The following is a 20050-nucleotide window of genomic DNA, read 5'->3' as shown; positions in this document are numbered from 1 at the left end:
GTGGGGCCGCTGTTGGTGTCGCCCGAGTTGCCCCCGGAGTTGTCGCCGTTGGAGCCGCTGCCGGACCCGTCGCCGCTGCCGGAACCGTCCGGACCGTCCCCGGAGCCTGAACCAGAGCCGCCGCCGGACCCGCCGGATCCACCGCCGCTGCCGCCGCGCTGGATGAACCCGCCCGTCTTGATGTTCTTGGTGTTGATCACGTCCAGGCCGGTGACCTTGCCCGCGATCTTGCCGAAGATCTTGATGATCTTCTCGAAGACGTCGGCCAGTTTGCCGAGCAGGGGGGAGACCCGCCGCATCGCGTCGCACAGCTCTTTGAGCTTGTCGGCGATCTTCGCGGCCCACTTGGCGATCGCGGTGACGGCCTGCGCGACCACCACGGGCGTGCCGAAGCCGAGGGAGAACACCGTCTCCATGACCCACGCGATGAGCTTGCCGACCGCGTCCGCGATCAGCTGGCGGATGAATTCGCGGACGAACGCGACGATCTCGCCGAAGATCATCACGACGGTGCTGATCGCGCCCGCGACCGTCGCCGCGCCGCTGATCGCTTCGGCCTGTTCCGCGGCCTGCTTGCGGTATTGGTCGGCCGCCTCGCCCGTCCAGCCGGTCGTGCCGTTCTTGACCGCGTTCGAGAATTCGACCTGGGTGTCTTCCAGTTTCTTGGCGACGTTGCCCCAGGTTTCGGAGTACGACTGGATGACCGGCGGATCGCCGGCGACGGCGTCCAGCATGTCCTTCAGCGGCTGCATGTGTTCCATCAGGAACGAGGCCACCGACGACATCAGGTAGCCGAACGGGTCGATCGCGGCGCTGGCGAGCTCGCCCGCGAGACTCAGCACGCCGAGCCCGCCGCCGATCCAGTCGCCGTTCGAGATGCCGTTGAAGGCGTCCATGGCCGACTCGGCGACACCGATGCCCGCCGCGTAGCCGTACTCGCTGTTCCCGGCCGTCAGCGGCCCCGGGCCGTCGCCATCCGTCGGCGCCTTCGCGACGAGCGGGTTTCCCTCGGGCATCAGTCAGGCACCTGCACGTTCTTGAACTCGGCGGCGAAGTTCTCGTCCTGCGTCTGGTAGGCGTTCGACGCGGACCGCACGTTGTTCGCCACCGCCGTCGCGGCCTCGACGGCCTTGTTCAGCGCGTTGATGCCGAACTCCTCGACCGGGTCGAGCATCATCCGGAACGGCTGGCAGATGATGCCGTACGCGTCGGTCGGCATGCTCACCTGCTGCGCGGCGTCGACCGCCGTGCGCAGGCCATCGGCGATGCCGTCGATCTGCTTGGCGTGCGCGTCGAGGTCGGCGCCGAGCTCAAAACCCTTGCCTGCCATGGTTTCTCCCCTCTACCAGGCCGGATGGAACGTCTACGAAAGGATGCTGCCGCCGAAATCGTCGTCATCGTCGTCCTGCGTGCGGCGGCGGCGCGGGATCGGCTTCGGTTGAGGTGGATTCTGAGGCGGGTTCGCCTGCGCGGGCGGCGGCGAGGGCTCGTCCTCCTCCGGGCCGAAGCGGTGGTGCCGCTCGGGCTCCGGCGGCGCGAGGTTCTCCTCCGGCGGAGCCTCCGGGAAGGTGCTCTGCGCTTCCGTGATCACCCTGTTCGCCGTCTCGTCGGCCGTGCCGACGGTCTCGGCCATCGCCGCCTGCAGCAGTTCCGGGATCCGCGACTGCGCGAGCTGGACGAGGCGCATGACCTGCGACGAGACCTCCGCCATCCGTTTGCCGCTCGCGGCTTCGGAGATGACGAGGTTCTTGAGGAGGCCCTTCGAGTCGATCGTGACCTCGATGGTGTTGTCCTTCGACCGCTCGGTCACCGTCTGGCCCTGCATGCGGGCGGCCATCGCCTGATAGCGCGCGGCGGTCTCCTGGATCTGCTTCGTCCAGTTGTCCACCATTCGTTCGCTGGCGTCGACGTTGTCCGGCATCGGGACCCTTCCAAGCTGCGTGCTGACGTCTTCACATTGACGGTCCGAAGACGCCACCGGTTCCGGTGTTCGCGTATTTCGTCGAACAGCCTAGTGCTCGTCCGGTGTACCACCCCGGGACGACAAAGTCGGCCTCGTCACGCAGCGAAAGGGCCCCTCACCACACGAAGTGCGATGAAGAGCCCTTTCACGCCCTGCGAACTGCCGGGGTCAGAGGTTGCCGCGACGCTCCTGCTCGCGCTCGATGGCTTCGAACAGGGCCTTGAAGTTGCCCTTGCCGAAACCGAGCGAACCGTGCCGCTCGATGAGCTCGTAGAACACCGTCGGGCGGTCGCCGATCGGCTTGGTGAAGATCTGCAGCAGGTAGCCGTCCTCGTCGCGGTCGACCAGGATGCGGTGCTCCTTGAGCTTCTCGATCGGCACCCGCACCTCGCCGATCCGCGCGCGCAGCTCCGGGTCGTCGTAGTACGAGTCCGGGGTGTCGAGGAACTCGACGCCCGCCGCGCGCATCGCCTTCACCGTCGCGACGATGTCGTTGGTGGCCAGCGCGATGTGCTGACAGCCCGCGCCGCCGTAGAACTCGAGGTACTCGTCGATCTGCGACTTCTTCTTCGCGATCGCCGGCTCGTTGAGCGGGAACTTGACGCGGTGGTTGCCGTTGGAGACCACCTTGCTCATCAGCGCCGAGTACTCGGTCGCGATGTCGTCGCCGACGAACTCCGCCATGTTCACGAAGCCCATGACGCGGTGGTACCAGTCGACCCAGTAGTCCATCTTGCCGAGCTCGACGTTGCCGACGCAGTGGTCGACGGCCTGGAACAGCCGCTTCGGCGCGCCTTCCGGACGGACGACACTGCTTTCGCGCGGCTGGTAGCCGGGCAGGTAGACGCCGGTGTACTTGGACCGGTCGATCAGCGTGTGGCGGGTCTCGCCGTAGGTCGCGATCGCGGCGACGCGCACGGTGCCGTGCTCGTCGGAGATGTCGTGCGGCTCCTCGAGGACGGTGGCGCCCTGCGAGCGGGCGTGCTCGATGCACCGGTCGACGTCGGCGACCTCGAGCGCGAGGTCGATGACGCCGTCGCCGTGGCGGCGGTGGTGGTCGAGGAGCGGGGAGTCGGGTTTGACGCCGCCGGTGATGACGAAGCGGGCCGAGCCCGACTTCAGCACGAACGACTTGCGCTCGAAGTTCCCGGTTTCGGGGCCGGAGTACGCGACGAGCCGCATTCCGAACGCGACCTGGTAGAACCACGCGGTCTGCGTGGCGTTGCCCGCGATGAACACCACCGCGTCCATCGACTTGACCGGGAAGGGGTCGGTCGAAGAGTCGTGATCGACGAGGCCGACGAGCTGACGCAGCTGGTCGTAGCTCACGTCGTCAAGAGCACCCTGGGGTTCCACTGTGTGCGTCATGCCATGAAGCATCGGAGTGCATGACAAAATGTGCAACGGTCAAAGATTTCACTGTGCACTATGACCAGTGGAAGAGTGGTATGCGCGGTCAAAGCGGACAACCTGTTCAGGAGGTAGGCCCGATGTCGGAAGCCCTCGACGCACTGGACGCGCGGCTGTTGCTGTTGCTCACCGACTCGCCCCGTCTCGGCGTGCTCGAATGCGCCCGCCGTCTCGGCGTCGCGCGGGGCACCGTGCAGGCGAGGCTGGACCGGTTGACCGAACGCGGGATCCTCGGCGGGTTCCCGCCCGAACTCGATCTCGCGGCGATGGGATACGGCCTCACCGCGTTCGCCGTACTGGAGATCGCGCAGGGCCGCCGGGCCGAGGTCGCGGAGGCGCTGTCCGCCATCGACGAGGTCTGCGAAGTCCACGCGACGACCGGGCAGGGCGACCTCTTCGTGCGGATGGTGGCGCGCAACAACGACGACCTGCAGCGGGTGGTGGACGAGGTGGTCGGCGCGCCGTACGTGCGGCGGACGTCGACGTCGATCGCGTTGTCGACGCCGGTTCCGCCGCGCGTACGGCCGCTGCTGGAACGGCTGGCGAGGAGCTAGCCCACCTGGCTCAGGTACCGCTTCGCCGACCGCTGGACCGCCTCGTGCCCGTCCGTGCGGATGATCGCGTCCCACCAGGCGCCGTAGATCGCCTCGAACTCATACGGTTCGAGCAGTTCGGCCGCGCGGCGGACGACCTCGGGACGCTCCGGGATCAGGTTCGGGTAGCTGTACATCATGCCGACGAAGCGGCGGTCCGGGATGACCTGCAGGATGTCGCCCGAGAGCACCGCGCCGCGGCCGTTCTCCCCGCCCGGCCAGTGCAGCACGGTGCCGCCGGCGAAATGCACGCCGAGGTTGATCAGCCGCAGGTCGGGGGCGACGTCGAGGGTCGTCCCGCTCCACAGCTTGATCGCCGGATCCGGCCTGCCGATCCACTGCCGGTCGCCCTCGTGCAGGTAGACCGGCACGTCGAAGGCGTGGGCCCACTCGACCATGGTGGTGTAGTAGTGCGGGTGGCTGATCGCGATGCCGGTGATCCCGCCGAGTTCGCGGACCTTGGCGACGAGGTCGTCGTCGATGAAGCCCGCGCAGTCCCACAGGAAGTTGCCGGATTCGGCCTTGACCAGCAGTGCGCGCTCGCCGATGGCGAAGTTGGGAGTGGACCCGACCCCGATGAGGCCGGGCCCCTGCTCCTCGATACGTGCTTGATACGTGCCGCTCGCGCGGACGGTGTTCAGATCGGTCCACCGCTGTCCGGCCTGCGGGATGTACTGACGTTCGTCCTCGCAGATCGGGCAGTCGGACCGGGGCTCCGCGTACTGCATGCCGCAGGCGACGCAGATGGGTAGTTCGCTCATCGTTCCCTCCAGAATTCTCCGGAGGTCACGCTAACGGCTCATATGCGCGCCCGGCCATATCGGGCCGGACACGCTTCGAGAGACCTGCGGCTCACTTGCCGGTGTACGGCACGGCCTTGACGAGCGTCACCTTCTGGATGCTGCCGTTGGGCAGCTCGTACTCACGGGTCTCGCCCTCTTTGGCGCCGAGCAGCGCCTTGCCGAGGGGGGACTCCGGCGAGTAGACGTCCAGGTCGCCCTCGGTGCCCTCTTCACGGGTCGCCAAGAGGAAGTTCTCGTCCTCGTCGTCGCCGTCGTAACGCACGGTGAGGACCTTGCCCGGTCCGGCGCTGCCGTCATTGGCGGGCGGCTCGCCCACCTTGGCCGAGCGGAGGAGCTCCTGGAGGTGGCGGATGCGGGCCTCGTGCTGGCCCTGCTCCTCACGGGCGGCGTGGTAACCGCCGTTCTCCTTGAGGTCGCCCTCTTCCCGGCTGTCGTTGATCTTCGCAGCGATGACCGGGCGGAGCTCGATGTAGTGGTCGAGTTCCTGCTTGAGCCTGTCGTAGGCATCCTGGGTCAGCCAGGTCACCTTTGTGTCGCTCACGGTCACCATCTCCTAGTAGGGCCTGCCAGGCTTGGGTGTACAAGCCGGCCACCGGGCCGGCATGGCGCGCCGGCCTGGCTGAGATAAAGGAAAAACACGGCCCGTCTTGGGCCGTGCCGGTAGATCAGAGTAACACGGCGCGAGGTATCGCCGCCGGTGGAATTCGGTCGCGCCTCGGCGTTGGGCGCCTGTTTCACCCCGTTGGCCGCTATGGCCTTGACAGGTACCGTGGTACGTCGTATGAGCATCCGAAGATATCAGCCGTGACCGGCTTTCCGATGCTCTTGATGGTGGTCGTCACCCGGCTGTTCTTCGAACCAGGCCGAATGAGGACCTCTTTACGGCCGCTTTCCGCGCCGGCCTTGTCACGGACCCGGACGACGCACACGCCGGGACGGTTCACATCGTCCCTGGTCACGTTGATGGTGATCTCCATCGCGTCGCCCGGCTTCTCGACGAACGAGACGCGTTCGCCCTCGATGGGCGCGCTGCCGAAGTTCGTGTACGCGACATAGGCGATCCCGCCGCTGACCAGCAGCGCGATCACGCCGAACACCAGCCGCCGCCAGCGGGCGGGCTTCGTGGCACGGGTCTTGCCGTACCGGCCTTCGGGCACGTCCGTCCGGGTGCTTTCCGCGGTGGGAGCGTCCTGTCCCGTGCTCAACCCGGGCCTCCCGGTTGGTGTCGTCGTGCTCGCAGGGACAATGGGGTCGTATGCGAGTGGTTCCCTTCGAGTATCCGCGCCCGACCGGGCGGGCCGTCAGGCAGGGTCTGGAGGGGAATAGGGAACGAGAAGGGGACGTTCGGAGCATGGTGTCAGCCAATGAACCGCCGAAGTCACGCCTCCGCCTGATGGCGGTGCACGCGCACCCCGACGACGAGTCGAGCAAGGGTGCCGCCACCATGGCCAAGTACGCCGCCGAAGGGCACGAGGTCATGGTCGTGACCTGTACCGGCGGCGAAGCGGGCAGTGTGCTGAACCCGGCCATGGACCGTCCCGAAGTACTGACCAACATGACCGAGATCCGCCGGGAGGAGATGGCCCGCGCGGCGAAGATCCTCGGCGTGAGTCACACCTGGCTCGGGTTCATCGACTCAGGCTTGCCCGAGGGTGACCCGCTTCCCCCGGTCCCCGAGGGCTCGTTCGCGGTCATCCCGCTCGAAGAGTCCACCGGTGCCCTGGTGAAGGTCATCCGCGAGTTCCGTCCGCACGTGATCGTCACCTACGACGAGAACGGCGGGTACCCGCACCCCGACCACATCCGCACGCACGAGATCTCGGTCGCGGCCTTCGACGCCGCGGGCGAGGCGGAGCGGTACCCGGAGGCGGGCGAGCCGTGGCAGCCGATGAAGCTGTACTACGTGCACGGGTTCTCGCGCGCCAGGATGACCGTGTTCCACGAGGGCCTGCTCGCGCGCGGCCTGGAGTCGCCGTACGAGGAGTGGCTCAAGTCGTGGGACCCGGACAAGGCCGACGTCATGGAGCGGGTGACCACCCGCGTCGAATGCGGCGAGTACTTCGAGCAGCGTGACGAAGCGCTCAAGGCGCACGCCACCCAGATCGACCCGAACAGCCGCTGGTTCGCCGTCCCGCGCGACCTGCAGCGCGAGGTCTGGCCGACTGAGGAGTACGAGCTGGTCCGCTCACTGGTGGACAGCACCCTGCCGGAGGACGATCTGTTCGCCGGCTTGAAGGAGGGCTAGATGAGTTTCGTGGTGCCGGCGTTCGCCGTCGTTCCGGTGACGGTGTCGTCGCAGTTCCTGGCGCAGCAGCCCGGCAACGGCGACAACGGCGGCCAAGGTGAGGACTTCGGCAAGTCGTCGCCGGTGGGTTTCCTGATCCTGATCCTGTTCCTGATCGCCGTCGCGCTGCTGGTGCGGTCGATGACCAAGCACCTGAAGCGGCTGCCGGAGAGCTTCGACGAGCCTGCCTCCACGGATGCTCCTGCCGCCTCGGAGGCCCCTGAGGCTCCGAAGGCCGACGCGGAGGAGCCTGCGGCGAAGGTCGAGAAACCGACCGCCAAGTCCGACTGAGCGCTGCTATGAACGGTCCGTTCCTTGCAAATTTTGCAAGGAACGGACCGTTCATGGCATCCGGGAAGCGAGTCAGAGGCGCGGGTCGACCGGATCCGACTCCAGCGCCAGCACCGCGAACACGCACTCGTGCACCCGCCACAGCGGTTCGCCGCGCGCCAGCCGCTCCAGCGCCTCGAGCCCCAGCGCGTACTCGCGCGACGCCAGCGCCCGCTTCCGGTTGAGACCCCGCTTGCGCAGGCGCGAGAGGTTCTCCGGCAGCGTGTAGTCCGGCCCGTAGATGATCCGCAGGTACTCCCGCCCGCGCACCTTCACGCCCGGCTGCACCGGCCCGCGCGCGCCGCGCGTCAGGTTCGCCGCCGGTTTGACGACCATGCCCTCGCCGCCCGCGCCGGTCAGCTCCAGCCACCATTCGACGCCGCGTGCCACCGACGCCGGGTCGGTGGTGTCGACGGCCAGTGTCCGCGTGCGCGTGAACAGGTCGCCGGTCAGCCGGTCCAGCCGCGAGAGGTGCCAGTCGTGCGGCCGGTCGTGGTACGTGTGTCCCTCCGACGCCAGGATCTGGAACGGCGCCAGCCGGACGCCGTCGAGACCGTCGGTCGGCCAGCAGTACCGCCGGTACGCCTGCCGGTACGCGTCCACAGTGGACTCGCGAGTCCTGGTGCGCGCCAAGAGTTCCGACACGTCGATCCCGCGAGCCGAGGCCGCGTCCAGCGAGGCGACGGCGGCGGGCAGCACGGACTGCGCCGCCGCGCCCACGGCCGCGTACTGGCCGGAAATCAGCGAACCCGCTTTCGCGCTCCACGGCAGCAGTTCCGTGTCGAGCAGCAGCCAGCCGGTGTCCAGTTCCTCGAACAGTTCCGTCGCCGCTTCCCGCACACCGGTGAGCAGCCGAGCGTTCTGGTCCGGGGTGAAGAACGGCCGCCCGGTGCGGGTGTAGACCGCGCCGGGCCCCTGGATCCCGAACCGCGCGGGAGCCACGTCGTCGTCACGGCACACGAGCACGACGGCCCGCGAACCCATGTGCTTCTCCTCGCACAGGACATGATCGACGCCCGCCGCGCGGAACTCGGCGAACGCCTCCTCGGGATGTTCCAGGTAGCCGTCCGTGGCGGACGTCGAACACGGCGCCATGGTCGGCGGCAGGTACGGCAGCCAGCGCGGGTCGACGGCGAAGCGGCTCATCACTTCGAGTGCCGCCGCCGACTGCTCGGCGGAGACCCCGACCCGGCCGTGGTGCCGGGTCTCGATGATCCGTTTCCCGGTGACGTCGCCCAGTTCGAGCACCGCGGGCTCGCGTCCGCCCAGCGGCCGCGCCGGTTCGAGCGGACGTGACGGCTCGTACCAGACCTTCTTCGCCTTCACGGAGACGACTTCCCGCTCCGGGTAACGCAAAGCGGTCAGCTTGCCACCGAAGACACAGCCCGTGTCGAGACACATGGTCCCGTTGATCCACTCCGGTTCCAGCGTCGGCGTGTGTCCATAAAGGACCATCGCCTGCCCTCGGTAGTCGCGCGCCCACGGCAACCGGACCGGCAGGCCGTACTCGTCGGTCTCGCCGGTGGTGTCGCCGTAGAGCGCGGTGCTCCGCACCCGGCCGGACGCGCGCCCGTGGAACTTCTCGGGCAGGCCCGCGTGCGCGACGACGAGGTTTCCGCCGTCGAGGACGTAGTGCGCGATGAGTCCTTCGCAGAAGGCGTGCGCCTTCGCGCGGAACTCCTCGTCCTGCGCGGAAAGCTGCTCCAGCGACTCCGCCAGGCCGTGCGTGGTCTTGACGTTGCGCCCGTTCAGCGCGCGGACCAGTTTCTGTTCGTGGTTCCCGCAGACGACCAGCGCGCTGCCCGCCTCGGCCATCGCCATCACCCGCCGCAGCACGCCCGGCGTGTCGGGTCCGCGGTCGACGAGGTCGCCGACGAACACGGCGGTCCGCCCCGCCGGGTGCACGCCGTCGACGTACCCCAGTTCGGTGAGCAGTTCGTCCAGTTCCTCACGGCAACCGTGGACGTCGCCGATCACGTCGAACGGCCCGGTCAGCTCGCGGCGGTCGTTGCGCAGGGGCTCGACGACGATCTCCGCTTCGGCGATCTCGGCCTCGCTCCGCAACACGTGCACACGGCGAAAACCCTCGCGCTCCAACGACTTCAGCGAGCGGTGCAGTTCACCGCGCTGACGCCGGACGACGTGCTCGCCGAAGTCGCGGTCCGGCCGGGCCGCGTTGCGTTCCTGACAGACCTTCACGGGCAGATCCAGCACGATCGCCGTCGGCAGGACGTCGTACTCCTTCGCCAGCTTCAGCAGGCTCGCCCTGGACGCGCGCTGGACGTTGGTCGCGTCGATGACGGTCACCCTGCCCGCTTCGAGCCGCTTCGCCGCGACGTAGTGGAGCACGTCGAAAGCGGCGGCCGACGCGCTCTGGTCGTTCTCGTCGTCGGCCACCAGGCCGCGGAAGTAGTCGCTGGACAGTACCTGTGTGGGTGCGAAATGCGTCCGCGCGAAGGTCGACTTGCCGGAGCCGGAGGCGCCGACGAGCACGACGAGGGACATGTCGGGAATGGTCAACTTCATGCCACGGCCTCCTTTCGAGACGTGAAGACCGCCATTTGGGTCGGCGGTCCTGATTCCTGGGACTCCTGTCCCACCGGCAGGTGCCGGACGTCGTAGCCGCGCCGGGAAGCGACACCCTCGGCCCACGTGCGGAACTGTTCGCGTGTCCATTCGAAACGGTGGTCGGCGTGCCTGAAGCGGCCTTCTTCGAGGAATTCGAAGTGCCGGTTGTACTCGGCGTTCGGCGTCGTGACGAGCACCGTCCGCGGCGCGGCGACCCCGAACACGGCGTGTTCCAGCGCGGGCAGGCGCTCCTCGTCGACGTGCTCGATCACCTCCATCAGCACGGCCGCGTCGTACCCGGCCAGCGACGGATCCGCGTAGGTCAGCGCCGACTGCTTCAGAGTGATCCGTGACTTGTCCTTCAGCCGCTTTTCGGCGATGTCGAGCGCGCTCGCGGACACGTCGACACCGACGATTTCCGTGAACGACGGCTCCTTCTGCAGCACGCGCAGCAGCGCGCCACCACCGCAGCCGAGGTCGAGCACGCGCCGCGCGCCCGTCGCCCGGAGCGCCGCGAGCACACTGCCCTGACGCTGGACGGCCAGCGGTTCGGGCAGGTCCGGCAGCTCGGTGACCCGGGCCTCGGCCTCGGCGGGCACGTCGTCCGCTTCGGCGAGCCGGTCGAGCGCGTACGAGACGATCGGGCGGCGTCGTTCGAGGTACCGGTTGGTGATGAGGTCGCGTTCCGGATGCCCGGCGAGCCAGCCTTCGCCGACGCGCAGCAGCTTGTCGGCTTCGTCCTGGCCGATCCAGTAGTGCTTGTCGCCGTCGAGGGCGGGCAGCAGGACGTACAGGTGCCGCAAGGCGTCGACCACACGCTGGGTGCCGGTCAGCCGGAGATCGACGTAGCGGGAATCGCCCCACTGAGGGAACTCCGGGTCGAGCGGGATGGTCTTCGCTTCGACCTGCCAACCGAGCGGTTCGAACAGCTTGTGGACCACCTCGGCGCCGCCGCGCGCGGTCAGCGACGGGACCCGGATCTCCAGCGGGAAGCGCTCGTCGACGAGCTCCGGCCGGTTCGCGCATCGGCCGGCCAGCGCCGTGGTGAAGGCGGCCCGCAGCGCCACCGCCAGATACGAGCCGCCCGCGTACGGCCGGTCGTTGACGTACTGGGTCAGCGACGTGCCGCCACCGCGCACGAGGTCGACGGGGTCGATCTCGACCAGCAGGGAAACCGTGCAGCGCTCGTCGGCCGCCTCGGGGTAGAAGACGTGCGCCGTCCCGGCCGAGAGCGTGAGCGATTGCGCCTTCTCCGGATGCTTGTGCAGGAGAAAGCCGAGGTCGGTGGCCGGGTTCCGGGTGGTCGTCATGGTCAGGAGCACCGGACGAGTGTCGCGCAGGCGGCCGTTCCGCGCGCCCGCTTTTCCGCATGCGACCCTGGTGACATGTCGAATCGCCTGAAGGCCGCGACCAGTCCGTACCTGCTGCAGCACGCCGGCAACCCGGTGGACTGGTGGCCTTGGGGTGAAGAAGCGCTGGCCGAGGCGAAACGGCGGAACGTGCCGATCCTGCTTTCGGTCGGCTACGCCGCTTGTCACTGGTGCCACGTCATGGCGCACGAGTCCTTCGAGGACGAAGCCACCGCGACGCTGATGAACGCGAACTTCGTCAACATCAAGGTGGACCGTGAGGAGCGCCCGGACATCGACTCGGTGTACATGGCGGCCACGCAGGCGATGACCGGTCAGGGTGGCTGGCCGATGACGTGTTTCCTGACCCCGGACGGCGAGCCGTTCCATTGCGGCACTTACTATCCGCCGTCGCCGCGCCCGGGGATGCCGTCGTTCTCGCAGCTGCTCGTCGCGGTCGCCGAGGCCTGGGGTGAGCGCCCGGACGAGCTGCGTTCCGGCGCCCGGCAGATCATCGCCCATCTCACGGAGAAGAGCGGTCCGCTGCCCGAGTCCGTTGTGGACGGTGCCGCGCTGGACGCCGCGGTCACCACGTTGCGCAAGGAGTTCGACACCGGGAACGGCGGATTCGGGGGAGCGCCGAAGTTCCCGCCGACGATGGCGTTGAACTTCCTGCTCCGCCACCACGAGCGCACCGGCGCCGACCTCGCCATGGTCGAGCACACCGCCGAGGCCATGGCGCTGGGCGGACTGAACGACCAGCTCGCGGGCGGGTTCGCGCGCTACTCGGTCGACGCGCGCTGGGAAGTGCCGCACTTCGAGAAGATGTTGTACGACAACGGTTTGCTCCTGCGGTTCTATGCGCAGTTCCACGGCGTGACCGGGCACGGGTACGCGCGGCGGGCGGTCGAAGAGACCGCGGAGTTCCTGCTGCGCGACCTCGGGACGGCCGAAGGCGGTTTCGCCGCCTCACTCGACGCGGACACCGATGGCGTCGAAGGGCTCACCTATGTCTGGACGCCCGCGCAACTGGCCGAAGTGCTCGGCGAGGAGGACGGTGCTTGGGCGGCCGAGCTGTTCCAGGTGACCGAGCGGGGCAATTTCGAGCACGGCGCTTCGACACTGCGACTGCGTGAACCGCATCCAGAGGACGAAACGCGTTATGAGCGAGTCCGTCGTGCGCTGCTGGCCGCGCGCGACGAACGCCCCCAGCCCGCCCGCGACGACAAGGTGATCGCCGCGTGGAACGGGCTCGCGATCGGCGCGCTCGCCAAAGCGGGCTCGCGGCTCGATCGTCCACAGTGGATCGAAGCGGCGGCTCGCGCGGCGGCTTTCCTGATGGACACCCATTTCGTGGACGGACGCCTGCGCCGGACCTCCCGCGACGGCGTCGTCGGCACGACGGCCGGGGTGCTGGAGGACTACGCGTGCCTCGCCGAGGGACTGCTCGAACTCCACCAGGCGACCGGGGAACCACGATGGCTCGCCGACGCCGTCACCTTGCTGGACCTGGCCTTGGCCCATTTCGGCGTCCCGGACGCGGCGGGTGCCTACTACGACACGGCCGACGACGCGGAAGTCCTGGTGCAGCGGCCTTCCGACCCGACCGACAACGCGAGCCCGTCGGGGGCGTCGGCCTTGGCGAACGCCCTGCTGACCGCGTCCGTGCTGGCCGGGCACGACCGGGTGGGCCGCTACCGTGAGGCGGCCGAGCAGGCGCTCGCCCGCGCGGGACGGCTCGCCGCCCACGCGCCGCGGTTCGCCGGGCACTGGCTCACCGTCGCCGAAGCCGCCGCGGCCGGCCCGGTGCAGGTCGCCGTCGTCGGGCCGGATACCGCTTCACGCGCGGATCTGCTGGCCGCGGCGGTCGCGTCGTTGCCCGACGGCGCCGTCGTCGTGAGCGGGACCCCGGACGCCGTCGGCGTGCCGTTGCTGGCCGATCGCCCGCTGGTCGACGGCGCCGCCGCCGCGTACGTGTGCCGCGGGTACGTGTGCGAGCGCCCGGCCACCACCGTGGAGGAGCTGCGGTCTCAGCTCACCAGTCCCACGCCATAGGGGCGAAAGCGCCGCCACCGGTCTGCGGGGCGCCGACCGGTTTCACCGCGACCTGTGGCTTCGGCTTCGGTTTGACCGTCGTGGTCTTGGTGGGTTTCGGCGGCTTCGTGGACGTCGGTGGCTTCGTGGTGGGCGGCGTTCCGATGATGGTGAAAGCGCGGGAGGTCTTCGTGCCGTCCGAGCAGGTGAACGTCGCCGTGTACTTGCCCGGTGTCTTGCCGACCTTGCCGTAGCCGGCGGCCTTCCCCCAGTTGCCGCCGATCGTCCACTGAAGCGGTGCCGCGAACCCCGGCGAGGTCACCGGGGTCGCCGGTCCGCAACCGCCCATCGCGGCCTTCGTCTCGGCGTAGATCTGCCCGCCGGGTTCGACTTCGGTCGGAGCCAAGAACCAGGACACGTCCCTGGCTTCCGCCGTGGCCGGAGCGATCACCGCCAGCTGGGCGGCTCCGAGCACGAGAGCACCGATCATGGCCTTCTTGAGCATGAGGTTCCCCTTCCTCGCCGACTGCTGGTGGTTACACGTCCGCGCAGGTCATCAGGTTGCCCTGGGGTTCGCCGGGGGAGAACACGCGTGAATATCAGCTGTTGCGGGCGTAGCGTCGGTAGCGTTGTAATCATGTAATCGAGGAGGCGGGTCAGATGGGACGCGGAAGCTGGAGGAGCCGGGGCGGCTGGCAGCAGGCGGACATCCCGGCGGCGGACGACGCGGCCGCGTGGTTCGGCGGCAGGCTGCCCGACGGCTGGTTCACCGGTGACCCCGAGGTCACGGTGGATCGCGAAGAGATCGTCATCGTCGGCGGACTCCAGCCGCTCACCGGCGAGTACACCGACGACGCCGCCCGCGCGGCGGCCGAGGACGGCCGGATCAGCCGGTTCCGTGAGGAGACCCGCGACGAGCGGATCGAGATCGCGCGCCAGGCCGAGCACCGCTATCAGCGCAAGGTCGCCTGGGGCGCGAGCCTCGGCGGTACACGGCACCTGTTCACCACGCATTCGGCGCCGGTCATGACCAGGCTGCGGCAGCCGGAACGGCTGGTACTCGACACCCTCGTCGACGCGGGTGTCGCCAGGTCGCGGTCGGAGGCGCTCGCCTGGGCGGTCCGGCTGGTCGGGGAACACGCGGACGCCTGGCTGGCCGAGCTGCGGGAGGCGATGACCAAGGTCGACGATCTCCGCTCACAGGGACCGGATCTTTCCTGAGGCCGGGGTCCGCCCGTAGAGTCGGGATTCCGCCGTCTTCACCGAAGTCCTCTTGCGAAAGAAGGCGTCATGGACGGCAGAATCTCCCGGCGTTGGCTGATCAAGGGCGGTCTCGTGGTGGCCGCGAGCCCACTGCTCGCGCCCACCGCCTCGGCGGCCCCGGCCCTTCCCTGGCCCGCGGCCGAAGACATCGTCGCGCGGACGAAACGGCCGGTCTTCCCGGACCGGACCTTCTCGGTGCTCGACTTCGGCGCCAAGGGCGACGGGAAGACCGACAACACCGCCGCGATCAGGAAGGCGATCGAGACGGCCAACGCGCGCGGCGGCGGACACGTCGTCGTGCCGAAGGGCAAGTTCGTCACCGGCGCGGTGTACCTCAAGAGCAACGTGGACCTGCATCTCGCGGCGGGCGCGGTGCTCGCTTTCGGTTCCGACGCCTCGAAGTTCCCGAACGTGCTCACCCGCTACGAGGGCATCGAGTGCGTGAACCGGTCGCCGATGATCTACGCGTACAAGGAATCCAACATCGCCGTGACCGGGAAGGGCACCCTCGACGCGGCCGGCACGGCGTCCTGGAACAAGGGCAAGGACCGCGAATACCTGGAATCGCTGGTGGCCAAGGGAACCCCGCCCCAGCGGCGGATCATTCCCGGCTCCGGGCACGCCATGCGCTCCACGTTCGTCGAGCCGTACTCGTGCGACACGGTGCTCATCGAAGGGATCACGCTGAAGAACCCGATGTTCTGGCAGCTGCATCCCACGCTCTGCCGGAACGTCACGATCGACGGCGTCCGCACGGACGCGAGCACCGCGCACTCCAACACCGACGCCTGCGATCCGGAGTCCTGCGACCACGTCGTGATCGTGAACTCCCACCTCGGCGCGCACGACGACAACATCGCGCTCAAATCGGGCCGGGACGCCGACGGCCGCAGGATCGACGTGCCGTGCCAGAACATCGTCGTCGCGAACTGCGTGATGGACGGGAACTGGGGCGCGATCACCTGCGGCAGCGAACAGACCGGCGGCATCCGGAACGTCTACGCGTACAAGCTCACCGTCACCGGCGAGACGAAGTACGCGCTGTACGTCAAGTCGAACACCTTGCGCGGCGGGTTCACCGAAAACGTCAACCTCGACAGCGTCTCCGGCACGTTCGTCCGCTCGGTCGTGTACGTCCTGCCGGACTACAACGGACAGACCGGCGCGTACGTCCCCCGGTTCGGCCCGTTCACCCTCAGCCGTTCCACCGGCACGAAATGCGGGCAAGCGGCGTTCAACGTCCGAGGGTTGCCCAACTCACACGTTCGGGGGCTACGGGTGAGCGACTGCCGCTTCGACGGCGTCGCGAACACGGAGAACACCCTGAAACACGTCGACGACCTGCGATTCGAGAACACGACGATCAACGGGAAACCGGTCTGATTCGTCCTGCGCTTCCCGATGCGGTGCGGCAGGCTTGGCGAAGACCGCACCGCATCGGAGGAATCGTGGACACACCAGGACTTCCCGCGAAGATCGACCCGGACGTGCTGACCACCGTCCTCGATGGACGGTGGGCCGGTCTCCGCAGTGCGGTGCGTGCGCAGATGGCCGCGGAGGTGTTCGAGGATCCGGTCGACATCGATACCGAAACCCATCGCGTCCAGGTGCTCGAATGGCTCCGGCTGCTCGCCCGCACCGATCGGCCGGGGCTCGGCTTCGACCCGGCGTACGGCGGAGGCGGCGATGTCGGCGGCGCGTTGACGTCGTTCGAGATGCTGGGCTTCGGCGACCTCTCGCTGATGGTGAAGGCCGGTGTCCAATGGGGCCTGTTCGGCGGCGCGGTGCAGCTGCTCGGCACCGAACGCCACCACGAGCGCTACCTGCGCGAGATCAAGGATCTGGAGCTGCTCGGCTGTTTCGCGATGACCGAGCACGGCCACGGCTCGGACGTCCAGCATCTGCGCACCACCGCGACCTACGACCCGGTGACGCGCGAGTTCGTCGTGCACACGCCGGACCGGGGCGCGATGAAGGAGTACATCGGCAACGCCGCCCGCGACGGTGAACTCGCGGTGGTGTTCGCGCAGCTGATCACCGGTGGCGAGTCGCGCGGGGTGCACGCGTTCCTGGTGCCGATCCGCGGCGAAAACGTGCGCGGTGTCGAGATCGAGGACTGCGGGCGCAAGGCGGGCCTCAACGGTGTCGACAACGGGCGGCTCACGTTCGACCAGGTGCGGATTCCGCGTGAGGCGTTGCTCAACCGGTTCGGTGACGTCGCCGAGGACGGGACGTACACGAGCCCGATCGAAAGCGACGGCCGCCGGTTCTTCACGATGCTCGGCACGCTGATCCGCGGCCGGGTCAGCGTCGCGGGCAGCGCCGGCAGCGCGACGAAACGCGCGCTGGCGCTGGCCATCCGCTACGGCGAACGGCGGCGGCAGTTCGCGCGGCCGGACGGCGAGGAGGTCGTCATCCTCGACTACCGCGCCCACCAGCGGAAACTGCTGCCCGCGCTGGCGACGTCGTACGCGCTGCACTTCGCGCAGGAAGGGCTCGTCTCGAAGCTGAACGACATCGCCGACGACGCGCCGGAGGAAGAGCAGCGAGAGCTGGAATCGCGCGCCGCCGGAATCAAGGCCGTCTCGACCTGGCACGCGACGGCGACCATCCAGGCGGCCCGAGAGGCATGCGGCGGCTCCGGCTATCTCTCGGAGAACCTGCTTGCCGGGCTGAAGGCCGACACGGACGTCTTCACCACCTTCGAGGGTGACAACACCGTACTGCTGCAACTGGTCGCGAAGGGTTTGCTGACCAGCTACAAGGACCACTTCGAGGATCTCAGCCCGCTCGCGACCGCTCGGTTCGTGGCGGAGCAGCTCGTCGAGGCCGTGATCGAACGGACGTCCGCGCGCAAGGTCGTCGAGCGGCTCACCGAAGCCGACGACGGCGACGTGCTCTACTCACGCGAATGGCACCTGAAGCTGTTCGAAGACCGCGAAGAGCACGTGCTCGGCGGCGTCGCGCAGCGTCTGCGTAAGGCGGGCTCGGACCCGTTCGGCGTCTTCAACGACGCGCAGGACCACGTGCTCCGCGCCGGCCGCGCGCACGTCGACCGGGTGGTGCTGGAAGCGTTCGTCGACGCCATCGAACGCTGCGCCGACGCCGAGGCCCGTGAGCTGCTGGAGCGAGTCTGCGACCTCTACGCGCTCGCGAACATCGAGGCGGATCGGGGCTGGTTCCTCGAACACGGACGCCTGACCTCCGGGCGCTCGAAGGCCGTCACCGCCGCGGTGAACGCGCTGTGCGCCGCCCTGCGCCCGCACGCGCGGACCCTCGTGGACGCCTTCGCTATCCCCGAGCGGTACCTAGCGGCGCCGATGTTGCGGGATTGACCTCGGCGCGCTGCTCGGCGAGCTCGGCCCGCAACGCCCTGACCTCGCGGGTCAGCTCGTCGAGATGCTCGCGGGTCACGACCTGCGCGTTCTCGTCGGCCTCGGTCACCCGGCGGATCAGCCACGACGCGAGCGTCGCGGTGACCACACCGAGCAGGGCGATCCCGGCCACCATGAGCCCGACCGCGACGAGCCGGCCGGTGCCGCTGACGGGATAGCGGTCGCCGTAGCCGACCGTGGTGATCGTCGTGACCGACCACCACACCGCGTCCGGGAAATCGGTGATCGGCGCGTCCGGAGCGCTGCGTTCGGCGTCGAGCACGGCGAGCGCCGAACAGAACACGATGAGCGCCGTCGCGCCCACCGTGTAGACCACGACGCGGCCGCGCAACGACAGGCCGGCGGTGCGATTGAGGACGTTGAGCACCATGACCAGCCGGAGCAGCCGCAGCTGCCGGATCAGCGGGAGGACGATGATCAGCAGGTCGAAGAGGTTGTGCTTCAGGAAGGCGCGCTTGTCCTCGGCGTGCTGGAGGCGGACGCCGTAGTCCAGGGCGAAGACCGCCCACGCGAGCCAGGTGACGACCTCACACCACACCCGCCCGGTGTGCCCGAGCGAGGGCTGGAGGATCGGCCAGGCGTACGCGGCCAGGAACAGTACGGCTGTGGCGTTGAGCGGCCACTCCATCCGCTTTTCCCACATCGGACGTCTCCTCACCTGGCCCTTCCCAGGTGCGTACGTTAAGCGATGTCGAGGGCGGTTCCATAGAGTTTGTCGGCTTTGAGGGTGATGTAGAGCCTTCGCTCGGCCGCGATGGTCTCGAGGAACTCGGCCTCGTCGTCGGGCTTCTGTCGTTGCGCCGCCAGGTAGGCGAGACCGGCGGTGTCCCCGGGTGTCCGGGTGACTTCGGAGAGTTCCGCTTTTCCTTCCACGACTGCGAAACTCCAGTGATCGGCGCTGGAGACGTAGAGGGAGGCGGTCGGGTTGTTGCGGAGCTGCTTGACCTTGAGGCGGTCCTCGGTCGTGCTGATCCGGATCTCGCGCGTCTCGGGGTCCCACGTGTAGACGACGGTGGAGAGATGCGGGCGACCGTCACGCTTGACGGTCGCGAGGGCGCCGAAGGTGTGTTCCGCGAGGAAGTCGCTGAGGGCCGCGTCGTCGAGGCGGCGGGGCGGTGCGTTCTTGGCCATGTGGTGATCATGGCTCGTGCGGCGGGGGCGCGGAAGAAGGCACTTTCTTGTGCCAGAGGGAACACGCTTGTGTCCGTCCTGGTCAGCGGCGTTCGAGCCCGCTGAAGTACATGAAGGCCCCCTTCCTTGCGCCAGGCGCAAGGAAGGGGGCCTTCATGTACTTCGGTAAAAGCCCAGCTAGGCGTACATGGCCAGCCAGATCGCGACATAGTGCGAAACGGCCGCGAGAACCGTGCAGGCGTGGAAGTACTCGTGGTACCCGAAGGTGTCCGGGAAGTGGTTCGGCCACTTCACCGCGTAGAACACCGCGCCCAGTGTGTAGAACAGCCCGCCGACGCAGAGCAGGACGAGTGCCGCGACGCCGGCGTGCGTGGCCAGTTCGGGCAGGACGAAGACGGCGACCCAGCCCAGTGCGATGTAGATCGGCACGCCCAGCCAGCGTGGCGCGTTCGGCCACAGCATCTTCAGGGTGACGCCGCCGATCGCGCCGCCCCAGACGATCGCGAGCACGATGTACCCGGTCGGCTGGGACATGGCCAGAAGGGTGAACGGCGTGTAGGTGCCGGCGATGAACAGGAAGATCATCGAATGGTCGGCGCGCTTCATCCATTCGTATGCTCGTGGGCTCCACAAGCGACGGTGGTACAGAGCGCTGACGCCGAAGACGCCGAGTACGGTCAGGCCGTAGACCGAAGTGGACAAAGCGGCGATACCCGACACAGTGGACGCCGCGAGGCTGATGAGGGTCGCGGCTCCGGCGACAGCGCCGAAGAAGGACCAGAAGTGGATGTGCCCACGCAATCGAGGACGCGTGTCCACCACGGGCGCGGGGCCGGACGGCTGGGGTTCGGTCGCTACGCTCACTCACTCAGGTTACGGCACCGTAGGTTTTTCGCCAGTGTCCGTGGCGCGTCCCACTGGGGCCCG

Annotated in this window: 20 protein-coding genes; 7 read left to right on the top strand and 13 right to left on the bottom strand. The window is 68.4% G+C overall.

Annotation, left to right across the window (positions count from 1 at the left end; translation table 11 throughout):
* The 4 genes from ACIBTM_RS04120 to hppD all read right to left on the bottom strand — a co-directional run.
* Positions 1-1016, bottom strand: a 1016-nt coding sequence (locus tag ACIBTM_RS04120) for a WXG100 family type VII secretion target (protein WP_395875085.1), incomplete at its 3' end; no start/stop codon positions are given.
* The gene (locus ACIBTM_RS04115) at positions 1016-1330 is read right to left on the bottom strand and encodes a type VII secretion target (RefSeq protein WP_395875084.1); all 315 of its coding nucleotides are present in this window, start codon (positions 1328-1330) and stop codon (positions 1016-1018) included. The genes ACIBTM_RS04120 and ACIBTM_RS04115, both read right to left, overlap by 1 nt.
* Positions 1331-1363: 33 nt before the next feature.
* Positions 1364-1921 (bottom strand): YbaB/EbfC family nucleoid-associated protein, encoded by a 558-nt coding sequence (locus ACIBTM_RS04110; protein ID WP_395875082.1) that lies wholly within the window; start codon positions 1919-1921, stop codon positions 1364-1366.
* A 210-nt stretch (positions 1922-2131) separates the two neighbouring features.
* On the bottom strand, positions 2132-3331 hold the full coding sequence (gene hppD / locus ACIBTM_RS04105) for a 4-hydroxyphenylpyruvate dioxygenase (RefSeq protein WP_395875081.1): 1200 nt from the start codon (positions 3329-3331) through the stop codon (positions 2132-2134).
* A gap of 122 nt (positions 3332-3453) precedes the next feature.
* Between hppD and ACIBTM_RS04100 the strand changes: the two genes are divergently transcribed.
* Positions 3454-3927 (top strand): Lrp/AsnC family transcriptional regulator, encoded by a 474-nt coding sequence (locus ACIBTM_RS04100; RefSeq protein WP_038508367.1) that lies wholly within the window; start codon positions 3454-3456, stop codon positions 3925-3927.
* Here ACIBTM_RS04100 and ACIBTM_RS04095 read toward each other — a convergent pair.
* The 3 genes from ACIBTM_RS04095 to ACIBTM_RS04085 all read right to left on the bottom strand — a co-directional run bounded on the left by ACIBTM_RS04095 (position 3924) and on the right by ACIBTM_RS04085 (position 5974).
* Positions 3924-4727 carry an MBL fold metallo-hydrolase gene (locus ACIBTM_RS04095; RefSeq protein ID WP_395875080.1) on the bottom strand — a complete coding sequence of 268 codons (804 nt, stop codon included), beginning with the start codon at positions 4725-4727 and terminating at the stop codon, positions 3924-3926. The genes ACIBTM_RS04100 and ACIBTM_RS04095 overlap by 4 nt on opposite strands.
* Positions 4728-4818: 91 nt before the next feature.
* Positions 4819-5319, bottom strand: coding sequence for a transcription elongation factor GreA (gene greA / locus ACIBTM_RS04090; RefSeq protein ID WP_016337198.1), 501 nt, complete (start codon positions 5317-5319; stop codon positions 4819-4821).
* A 199-nt stretch (positions 5320-5518) separates the two neighbouring features.
* Positions 5519-5974, bottom strand: a complete 456-nt coding sequence (locus ACIBTM_RS04085) for a DUF4307 domain-containing protein (protein WP_395875079.1) — start codon at positions 5972-5974, stop codon at positions 5519-5521.
* Positions 5975-6120: 146 nt separating this feature from the next.
* On the opposite strand from ACIBTM_RS04085, the gene mca reads away from it, so the two are divergent.
* The gene (mca, locus tag ACIBTM_RS04080) at positions 6121-7014 is read left to right on the top strand and encodes a mycothiol conjugate amidase Mca (protein WP_395875078.1); all 894 of its coding nucleotides are present in this window, start codon (positions 6121-6123) and stop codon (positions 7012-7014) included.
* Entirely contained in the window at positions 7015-7344 is a 330-nt protein-coding gene (locus tag ACIBTM_RS04075; RefSeq protein WP_395875077.1) for a hypothetical protein, read from the top strand.
* Positions 7345-7416: 72 nt separating this feature from the next.
* Here the strand turns inward: ACIBTM_RS04075 and ACIBTM_RS04070 are convergent, their stop codons facing one another.
* Complete coding sequence (locus ACIBTM_RS04070) at positions 7417-9909, bottom strand: polynucleotide kinase-phosphatase (protein WP_395875076.1); 2493 nt, start codon at positions 9907-9909, stop codon at positions 7417-7419.
* Positions 9906-11273 carry a 3' terminal RNA ribose 2'-O-methyltransferase Hen1 gene (locus ACIBTM_RS04065; protein WP_395875075.1) on the bottom strand — a complete coding sequence of 456 codons (1368 nt, stop codon included), beginning with the start codon at positions 11271-11273 and terminating at the stop codon, positions 9906-9908. Before ACIBTM_RS04065 ends, ACIBTM_RS04070 begins: the two co-directional genes overlap by 4 nt.
* Positions 11274-11336: 63 nt before the next feature.
* Between ACIBTM_RS04065 and ACIBTM_RS04060 the strand changes: the two genes are divergently transcribed.
* Positions 11337-13355 (top strand): thioredoxin domain-containing protein, encoded by a 2019-nt coding sequence (locus ACIBTM_RS04060; RefSeq protein ID WP_395875074.1) that lies wholly within the window; start codon positions 11337-11339, stop codon positions 13353-13355.
* Here ACIBTM_RS04060 and ACIBTM_RS04055 read toward each other — a convergent pair.
* A complete protein-coding gene (locus ACIBTM_RS04055) occupies positions 13336-13839 on the bottom strand; it encodes a hypothetical protein (protein ID WP_395875073.1) in 504 nt (167 codons plus the stop codon). The two genes, ACIBTM_RS04060 and ACIBTM_RS04055, sit on opposite strands and share 20 nt — an antisense overlap.
* Positions 13840-13994: 155 nt before the next feature.
* On the opposite strand from ACIBTM_RS04055, the gene ACIBTM_RS04050 reads away from it, so the two are divergent.
* From ACIBTM_RS04050 to ACIBTM_RS04040, 3 genes are all read left to right on the top strand, one after another.
* Entirely contained in the window at positions 13995-14555 is a 561-nt protein-coding gene (locus ACIBTM_RS04050) for a hypothetical protein (protein ID WP_395875072.1), read from the top strand.
* Between the two features lie 69 nt (positions 14556-14624).
* Positions 14625-15980 (top strand): glycoside hydrolase family 28 protein, encoded by a 1356-nt coding sequence (locus tag ACIBTM_RS04045; protein WP_395875071.1) that lies wholly within the window; start codon positions 14625-14627, stop codon positions 15978-15980.
* A gap of 65 nt (positions 15981-16045) precedes the next feature.
* The gene (locus ACIBTM_RS04040; RefSeq protein WP_395875070.1) at positions 16046-17932 is read left to right on the top strand and encodes an acyl-CoA dehydrogenase; all 1887 of its coding nucleotides are present in this window, start codon (positions 16046-16048) and stop codon (positions 17930-17932) included.
* Here the strand turns inward: ACIBTM_RS04040 and ACIBTM_RS04035 are convergent.
* The 3 genes from ACIBTM_RS04035 to ACIBTM_RS04025 all read right to left on the bottom strand — a co-directional run bounded on the left by ACIBTM_RS04035 (position 17889) and on the right by ACIBTM_RS04025 (position 19987).
* A complete protein-coding gene (locus tag ACIBTM_RS04035) occupies positions 17889-18635 on the bottom strand; it encodes a potassium channel family protein (RefSeq protein ID WP_395875069.1) in 747 nt (248 codons plus the stop codon). The genes ACIBTM_RS04040 and ACIBTM_RS04035 overlap by 44 nt on opposite strands.
* A 38-nt stretch (positions 18636-18673) precedes the next feature.
* Positions 18674-19123: a pyridoxamine 5'-phosphate oxidase family protein gene (locus tag ACIBTM_RS04030; RefSeq protein WP_395875068.1), complete on the bottom strand. Its 450-nt coding sequence runs from the start codon at positions 19121-19123 to the stop codon at positions 18674-18676.
* A 177-nt stretch (positions 19124-19300) separates the two neighbouring features.
* Positions 19301-19987 (bottom strand): hemolysin III family protein, encoded by a 687-nt coding sequence (locus ACIBTM_RS04025; RefSeq protein ID WP_395875067.1) that lies wholly within the window; start codon positions 19985-19987, stop codon positions 19301-19303.
* Between the last annotated feature and the right edge of the window lie 63 nt (positions 19988-20050).

The sequence above is a fragment of the Amycolatopsis sp. NPDC049868 genome, from assembly GCF_044461365.1.
In the GTDB taxonomy this organism is placed as follows: Bacteria; Actinomycetota; Actinomycetes; order Mycobacteriales; family Pseudonocardiaceae; genus Amycolatopsis.
The sequence above is the reverse complement of the archived record's forward strand: the minus strand, read 5'-3'. Positions and strand labels throughout refer to the sequence as shown.